The sequence below is a fragment of the Bradyrhizobium sp. Y36 genome (genome assembly GCF_002531575.1).
Classification (GTDB): Bacteria; Pseudomonadota; Alphaproteobacteria; order Rhizobiales; family Xanthobacteraceae; genus Bradyrhizobium.
In genome coordinates this window covers 76,244-84,158 of the sequence record NZ_NWTI01000029.1, presented here as the reverse complement: position 1 = coordinate 84,158, position 7,915 = coordinate 76,244, and the positions used below count along the sequence as shown (strand labels likewise).

The window sequence follows — 7,915 nt, the reverse complement described above, 5'->3', positions numbered from 1 at the left end:
CTGTGAATGGGTGTCTGACAACCTCATTCTGGCACACTGATGCCGTAGGGGGCCGTCCACCCCATCACCGCGTGATCTATCGGTCGTGGCTGATAGGAGTATCGAACGACCAATCGTCGCCAAACCACTCCCTGTGGTTATGGGTCCCTGCGTTCGCAGGGACGACAGCAGAGATTGGGGTGACAGCTCGGCCTACTCCGCCAGCGTGAATTGCAGCAGCAGGGTGCGCTGGAGCATCGAGAAATTGTCGTCGGAGATCAGCGTCAGCACGGTCTCGCCTTCGGGCGTGACGTGGGCGTCGATGCCTTCCATGTTGTCGACCTCGTGGCCGAGATCGGCGGCGAACAGCGAGGGACCGTCGACCAGCGCGCCCGGCACGATCGATTTCAGAGGGATCGATCGGATCCGGATGTTGACGCCGGTGAACCAGGAGAATTTGCGTTCGAGGATCAGGAGCTCGCCGGAGGGCAAGAGCACGGCGTCGCTGATGTCGTATTTCTCGGTGCGGCGCACGCTGAACTGGCCGGGCGACGGGCCGCCGATCAGGAAGGCTGTGAGGTTGCCGTCATGGTCGAGCCCGCGCTCGGAGAAGGCGATCAGCGTGCCGGCCAGCGGCATGGTCTGGTCTTTGCCTTTGTACTTTTCTTGGGGCACGACGACCAGCGCCTCCAGCCCCTTGTTCGACGGCAGCTTGCGCACGCCCGCCGGCACCGGCACCACCTCGCCGCGCGCGCGCGTGCCGCCCTTGGAGAAATCATAGCGCAGGATCTGGTTGACGCGCTCGAGCCCGACATAGACGACATTGCCGTCGCGCGCGATCGATTCCGAATCCCACCACAGCCGCTTTTCCGTGATCGGCCGCCCCTCGGCCCCCAGCAGCGGCGCAGCCTCGACGTCGTCGAGGCCGACCATCCTGCCGCCGGCATAGCGGATGGTCCCGGTGAACCAGCCGCCCTGGTCGGAGACCGCAAGGAAGCGCTCGCCCTTGGCATCGAGCCGGATGCCGGACAGGCCGCCAAAGCCGCGATAGCGCGAGGTCAGCACCAGGCCGCTGCGGTATTCCAGCGAGCCGAAGCGTGTGCGCGTGCGGTCGCGCGGCTCGAAATTGGGAATGGGGCGCGCGTTGACCTCGACGCTGACGGGGTCGGTGACGGCGTTCTCGACCTGAAGCGGCCGCGCCGGCGGCTCGGCCGGAGCTTGCGCCAGCGCGCCGCGAGAGAGGGCGAGAGTGGAGAATCCCGCCGCCGCGTGCCTGAGAAAGCTGCGGCGGGATGGTTGCGTGCTCACGAATGCAATTTGCGTCGCGGGCGACCGGCCGGCTGGGTGGGTGCGGTGTTGGTCTCGCTGAAGAGTTCGGCGAGCTTCTCGGTGATCGCACCGCCGAGTTCTTCCGCATCCACGATCGTCACCGCGCGGCGATAGTAGCGCGTCACGTCATGGCCGATGCCGATCGCGATCAGCTCGACCGGCGAACGGGTCTCGATCTCCTCGATGATGTGGCGCAGATGCCGCTCGAGGTAATTGCCGGGATTGACCGACAGCGTGGAATCGTCGACCGGCGCGCCGTCCGAGATCATCATCAGGATCTTGCGCTGCTCGGGCCGGCCGAGCAGGCGCTTGTGCGCCCAGTCGAGCGCCTCGCCGTCGATGTTCTCCTTCAGCAGGCCCTCGCGCATCATCAGGCCGAGATTCTTCCGCGCACGGCGCCAGGGGGCGTCGGCGGACTTGTAGATGATGTGGCGGAGATCGTTGAGGCGGCCGGGATTGGCCGGCTTGCCGGCGGCAAGCCACGCCTCGCGCGATTGCCCGCCCTTCCAGGCGCGCGTCGTGAAGCCCAGGATCTCGACCTTGACGCCGCAACGCTCCAGCGTGCGGGCGAGAATGTCGGCGCAGGTCGCGGCGACCGTGATCGGCCGTCCGCGCATCGAGCCGGAATTGTCGAGCAGCAGCGTCACCACGGTGTCGCGGAACGTCGCCTCCTTCTCGTGCATGAAGGACAGCGGGTGATAGGGATCGGTGACGACGCGCGACAGGCGCGCGGGGTCGAGGATGCCCTCTTCGAGATCGAACTCCCAGGCGCGGTTCTGCTGCGCCATCAGCTTGCGCTGCAGCCGGTTGGCGAGACGGGCGACGATGCCCTGCAGATGCGCCAGTTGCTTGTCGAGATAGGCGCGCAGCCGCTCCAGCTCGTCATGGTCGCAGAGGTCTTCGGCCGCGATGACCTCGTCGAACTTGGGCGCGAAGGCGTGGTATTCCGGCCCGCGCGGCTCGTTCTTGCCGTGCTGGTTCGGACGTGTCGCCTCGCCCGGCGTCTCGTCGTCGCCGAGCTCGCCGTCGTCGAACGTGTCGGAGGTCGAGGCCTGCGCGCTTTCCATCGCGCTCTCGCTCATCTCCTCGCTGGACGCCTGCGCCTGGTCGGCGCTCATTTCCTGCGCGGCATCGGAATCGGGCGAACCCTCGGCGCCGGACTGATCGTTGTCGCCGTCCTGGTTCTCGTCGTTGTCGTCATCGTCCTCGCTGTCGGCGTTGCGCTCGTCGCCGAGCTCGAGCGCGGTCAGGAGGTCATGCACGGCATCGCCGAACTTGGTCTGGTCCTCGACGAAGGTATCGAGCCGGTCGAGCCGCTTGCCGATCTTGTCCTCGAGGATGGGGCGCCAGAGATCGACCATCTTCTTGGCGGCCGTCGGCGGCGCCATGCCGGTCAGGCGCTCGCGCACCAGCATCGCCAGCGCGTCCGCGAGCGGCGCATCGGCGCGGTCGGTGATCTCGTCGAACTTGCCGCGATGGAAATGGTCGTCGAGCATCGCGGTGAGGTTTTTCGCAACGCCCGCCATGCGGCGCGCGCCGATCGCCTCGACCCGGGCCTGCTCCACCGCCTCGAACACGCCGCGGGCCTGCGGATTGCCCGGCATCAGCTTGCGATGCAGCTTGGCATCGTGACAGGCGATCTTGAGCGCGATGGAGTCGGCGTGACCGCGCACGATCGCGGCATCGCGCTTGGTCATTTTTCGCGCGGGTTCGGGCAAGCGGGCTTTGCCCGGCGCCAACCCGGGGCGTTCCGCCGCGAAGCTGACGTCGAGCTCCGGCGACTTGGCGATCGCCTTCAGGCAGGAGGCGACCGAGCGCTTGAACGGCTCGGTCGGCGCTTCCTTGGTGTTACGGAATTTGGAGTTTGAGGTGGTGCTCATCTCGATCTCACCGTCGTCCCAAGCTCAGCTTGAACTGTCGTCCCTGCGAACGCAGGGACCCATAACCACAGGGCGTCATTTGGCGAAGGGTGGCAACTGCCAGCTCGCGCCATAACCCCGGCCTGGGGCTATGGGTCCCGGATCGGCGCTCACTGCGTTCGCTGGTCCGGGACGACATCGTGGTTGGATCAGCTGAGCGCCACGTTGACCGCCGATTCCGGCAGCTCGGCGTTGAAGCAGCGCTGATAGAATTCGGCGACCAGCGGACGCTCGAGCTCGTCGCACTTGTTGAGGAAGGTGACGCGGAAGGCGAAACCGATATCGCTGAAGATGTCGGCGTTCTCGGCCCAGGTGATCACCGTGCGCGGGCTCATCACCGTCGACAGATCGCCGTTGGCGAAGGCGTTACGGGTGAGGTCGGCAAGGCGCACCATCTTGTTGACGATGTCGCGGCCCTCGCTGGTGCGATAGTGCTTGGCCTTCGCCAGCACGATCTCAACTTCCTCGTCATGGCTGAGATAGTTCAGCGTGGTGACGATCGACCAGCGGTCCATCTGGCCCTGGTTGATCTGCTGGGTGCCGTGATAGAGGCCCGATGTGTCGCCAAGGCCGACCGTGTTGGCGGTGGCAAACAGGCGGAACGCCGGGTGCGGCTTGATCACCTTGTTCTGGTCGAGCAGCGTCAGGCGGCCCGAGACTTCGAGCACGCGCTGGATCACGAACATCACGTCCGGGCGGCCCGCGTCGTATTCGTCGAACACCAGCGCGACGTTGTTCTGCAGCGCCCAGGGCAGGATTCCGTCACGGAATTCGGTGACCTGCTTGCCGTCGCGGACCACGATCGAGTCCTTGCCGACGAGGTCGATACGGCTGATGTGGCTGTCGAGGTTGACGCGCACGCAGGGCCAGTTCAGGCGGGCCGCGACCTGCTCGATATGGGTGGATTTGCCGGTGCCGTGATAGCCGGTCACCATCACGCGGCGGTTGCGGGCGAAGCCGGCGAGAATGGCAAGCGTGGTGGCGCGGTCGAAGCGGTAGTCGGAATCGACTTCGGGCACGTGAGGATCGACTGCGGAATAGGCGGGCACTTCGAGATCGCTGTCGATCCCGAACACCTGGCGCACCGACACCTTCATGTCGGGCAGACCGGAAACTTCCTCAACTTTGGACATGGCGGCGGTCGTCATCAATCCTCCGAGGTCCCGGGCGGTCCCGAAACCGGTTATTCGCACGTTGGCTGCGGCTGGGTGCTGAAACTAAACCTATCAGAGACAAGTGGCCGGCAGAAGCCCGCCCGCCAATCAAAGTTCCGTTGTCTTTTCATTTAGATAGGCCAGGAACGCAGTTTTTGGAGGGCTGCCTTGCGAATCACGCCCAAATTCGGGCGGGCCTTGCCCGGCCCCGTCCCGATGGCACTTTGGCCGCTTCACGTTACTTATGTAGGGTCCAAAGCCCAGAGCTCCAGCCCATCAGAGACGACGTGACGTCCTTTCTCGATCCACTCATCGCCTTCGTGTCCGCCCATCCGTGGCTGGCCTATCTGACCCTCTTCCTGGCGGCCCTGCTCGAGGCCGTCCCGGTGGTGGGATCGGTGATCCCCGGCTCGACCATCATCCTGGCGCTGAGCGCCCTGGTTCCGGGCGGCGAGCTGGCGCTGCCATGGGTGCTGCTCGCGGCAGCCAGCGGCGCCGTGCTGGGCGACGGCTCGGCCTACTGGATCGGGCACCGGCGCCAGCGCGAGATCCTCAACACCTGGCCGCTGACCAACTATCCCCGCGTGGTCGCCGAGAGCGAGAGCTTCTTCCACCGCTTCGGCACCTGGGCCGTGTTCTTCGCCCGCTTCGTGCCCCCGATCCGCGCCTTCGTGCCGGTGACATCAGGCGCGCTCGGGATGGCGCCGGCAAAATTCTACGCGGTGAACATCCCGGCGATCCTGGTCTGGGCGCCCGCCCATGTGCTGCCGGGCGTGCTGGCGGTGTCGGCCCTGCACGAATATGCCGGGCTCCATCACCATGGGCATGTCGGCAAGCACATCTGGATGCTGACGGTGGTGGCCGTGGCGATCGTCGGCGGCTTGGCGGTGTGGATCTATCGGAGGCGCAACGGCGGCGTCGCGGAAGCGAAGCCGCGGGGTTAGGCGGCACCACATAACAGGTGTCGTCCCTGCCTAGTGCGCAATTGCGCACGGGCGCAGGGACCCATTACCACAGGGAGGTGTTTGGCGAAAATTCGTCGTTCGGTACGCCTATCGATCGCGACTGATGGATCACGCGGCATGGGTCCCTGCGTGCGCAGGGACGACAGCGGAGAAGGACGATGCGACGGAGCTTCTAACCAGCTCCCACCCTCCTCCCCGGCGCCGGCCCGACATACCTCGCGCGTGGCCTGATCAGCTTGCCGAACTGCAATTGCTCGCTGGCATGCGCGATCCAGCCGACGCTGCGGGCCATCGCGAACAGGGCGAGCTCGCTGCCGGCCGGTAGCCGCAGCGCATGCACCAGCACCGCCAGCGCATAGTCGATGTTGACGAACTCGCCGGTGGCTTCCGCGATCCGCTCCGGCACCTCGCGGGTGAATTTGCGCGGTGCGCCAGCGCGCGACAGCGCGTTGAGCAGCGATTGCGCGCGGGGATCGCCGCGCTTGTAGACGCCATGGCCGAACCCGGCAAAGCGTTCGCCGAGCGCGACGCGCTCGCGCACGACTGGGGCGACGTCGCGATCGATCAGCGTCTTGACGAGCTGCGAGGCCAGCACGCTGGCGCCGCCATGCTTCGGCCCCTTCAACGAGGCGAGACCGGCGATGACGGCATCGTAGAGGTTCAGGCCGGTCGATGCTGCGCAGCGCGCGGTGAAGGTCGAGGCGTTCAGCTCGTGATCGGCGAGCAGCACCAGCGCGCGGCGGATCAGATCGGGCGCGTGCTTGTTGTCCGCCGCCCAGGCCTTCGCGATCTGCTGATGCAGCGGCTCGGATGACGGCTCTGAATTGAGCATGGTCGCGACGAGAAGACGGACGATACGCCCGCCGACCATCGCGCGGCCATCCGGCGCGCGGGTGAAGGCCCGGGGATCGACGCTCGCGGCCAGTGCGAGCACGGCGATGGCGCGGTCGATCGGCGCGGCCCGGCGCGCGGCTTGCCCGATGATGCGCATCTCCTCGGAGAGCGCGGGCTGATTGTCGGGTGCGAACGGATCGACGTCGGAGACATCCCAAAGCAGCGTCGCGGTGTGCTCCAGCGTGTCGCTCTCGGACAGATCGACGCAATTGACGCCGCGATAGATCGCGCCCTCCTCGGTGATTGTCGAGATCTCGGTGTCCATGACCGGCAGATCGGCGTCGAAGCTGCGCAAGCCGCGCGGCTCCGGCGACGGGACGCGGCGCTCCTTGAGCGCCCTGACATCCTCGGCACGGTAGCGGTTCTTGCGCGAATCCGGCGTCGGCTCGGAGCGGATCAGGCCGCGGCTGACATAGGCGTAGAGCGTGGCCGGCGAGATCGCGAGCTCGGCGGCGGCCTCCCTGGCCGAGAGGTAGAGACCTTCAGAATTATTCATATTGATTTATGTAATCAAGATTGATCAATCTGTCGAGAGGCCCGACCTTTCCGCCCGTGCAGTGCAAAAAGGGAGATTGGGCCATGAATATCCACCTCACCAAAAGCCAGATCGGACTGGACGGCGTTCCCGCGGCCGAAACCGTGCTGAGCCACGTCGACGGCGAGCGCGGCGAATTGATCATCGCCGGCGAGCACGTCGGACGCCTCGCCGCCAAGTCGAGCTTCGAGGGCGTCACCGCCCGGCTCTGGAACGGCGCCAGCAAGACCGCCCTCACCGAAGCCAATGTGCGGGCGAGCCTCGGCATTGCGCGCGAGCGCGCCTTCGCCCGCCTGCCGGACCTGCTGCCGGCAACGCGCGGCATGGGCGTCATCGACGGGTTTCGCGCGGCGGTCGCAGGGCTTCGCGCCGAGCACGGGCTCGAGCACGAGGCGACCATCGTCGGCGCGTTTCCGGTGATCGCGGGTGCGCTGGTCCGGCGCGCCAAGGGGTTAGAGCCGGTCGCCCCCGATCCCAATGTCAGCCACGCGACCGATACGTTGCGCATGCTGCACGGGCGGGCGCCTGAAACCCGCGAAATCACCGCGCTCGATGCCTATCTCGTCACCGCCAGCGACCACGGCATGAACGCCTCGACCTTCACCGCGCGCGTGGTGGCCTCGACGCAGGCTGATCTGTTCGCAGCCGTCACCGCAGGCTATTGCGCGCTGACCGGCCCGCTGCACGGCGGCGCGCCGGAGCCGGTGCTGGAAATGCTGGACGCGATCGGCACGCGCGAGCGCATCCAGCCCTGGGTGGATGCGGCGCTGGCGCGCGGCGAGCGGATGATGGGATTCGGTCACCGCGTCTACCGCGTGCGCGACCCGCGCGCCGACGTGCTCAAGACCGCGGTCGAGGCGCTCGCCTCCAACGGCACCGACCTGCCCTTCGCCGGCGAGGTCGAGGCCTATATCCGCAGCGCGCTGCGCAAGAAGAATCCGGAGCGGCCGCTGGAGACCAATGTCGAGTTCTTCACCGCAATCCTGCTCGATGCGCTGGCGATTCCGCGGCAGGCGTTCACGCCGATCTTCGCGGTCGCGCGCGCCGCGGGCTGGACCGCGCATGCGCGCGAGCAGCAGCGGACCGGGCGGCTGATCCGGCCGAGCTCGTCCTATGTGGGGGCGATGCCGGAGGGGTGAT

The 7,915-nt window shown here is 66.7% G+C and carries 6 protein-coding genes; 2 read left to right on the top strand and 4 right to left on the bottom strand.

The window, feature by feature from the left end; genetic code table 11:
- Nucleotides 1-192 precede the first annotated feature (192 nt).
- From CO669_RS32645 to cobS, 3 genes are all read right to left on the bottom strand, one after another.
- A complete protein-coding gene (locus CO669_RS32645) occupies nucleotides 193-1,287 on the bottom strand; it encodes an esterase-like activity of phytase family protein (RefSeq protein WP_097666404.1) in 1,095 nt (364 codons plus the stop codon).
- Nucleotides 1,284-3,188 carry a cobaltochelatase subunit CobT gene (gene cobT / locus CO669_RS32640; protein ID WP_097666402.1) on the bottom strand — a complete coding sequence of 635 codons (1,905 nt, stop codon included), beginning with the start codon at nucleotides 3,186-3,188 and terminating at the stop codon, nucleotides 1,284-1,286. Before cobT ends, CO669_RS32645 begins: the two co-directional genes overlap by 4 nt.
- 188 nt (nucleotides 3,189-3,376) lie before the next feature.
- A complete protein-coding gene (gene cobS, locus CO669_RS32635) occupies nucleotides 3,377-4,360 on the bottom strand; it encodes a cobaltochelatase subunit CobS (protein WP_502694546.1) in 984 nt (327 codons plus the stop codon).
- Nucleotides 4,361-4,668: 308 nt separating this feature from the next.
- Here cobS and CO669_RS32630 point away from each other — a divergent pair, with 308 nt between their 5' ends.
- The gene (locus CO669_RS32630) at nucleotides 4,669-5,325 is read left to right on the top strand and encodes a DedA family protein (RefSeq protein ID WP_097666398.1); all 657 of its coding nucleotides are present in this window, start codon (nucleotides 4,669-4,671) and stop codon (nucleotides 5,323-5,325) included.
- 193 nt (nucleotides 5,326-5,518) lie between these two features.
- Here CO669_RS32630 and CO669_RS32625 read toward each other — a convergent pair whose 3' ends face one another.
- Nucleotides 5,519-6,736: a citrate/2-methylcitrate synthase gene (locus CO669_RS32625; protein WP_097666396.1), complete on the bottom strand. Its 1,218-nt coding sequence runs from the start codon at nucleotides 6,734-6,736 to the stop codon at nucleotides 5,519-5,521.
- A gap of 83 nt (nucleotides 6,737-6,819) precedes the next feature.
- Here CO669_RS32625 and CO669_RS32620 point away from each other — a divergent pair, with 83 nt between their 5' ends.
- Nucleotides 6,820-7,914 (top strand): citrate synthase/methylcitrate synthase, encoded by a 1,095-nt coding sequence (locus CO669_RS32620; protein ID WP_097666394.1) that lies wholly within the window; start codon nucleotides 6,820-6,822, stop codon nucleotides 7,912-7,914.
- Nucleotide 7,915: the final 1 nt, after the last annotated feature.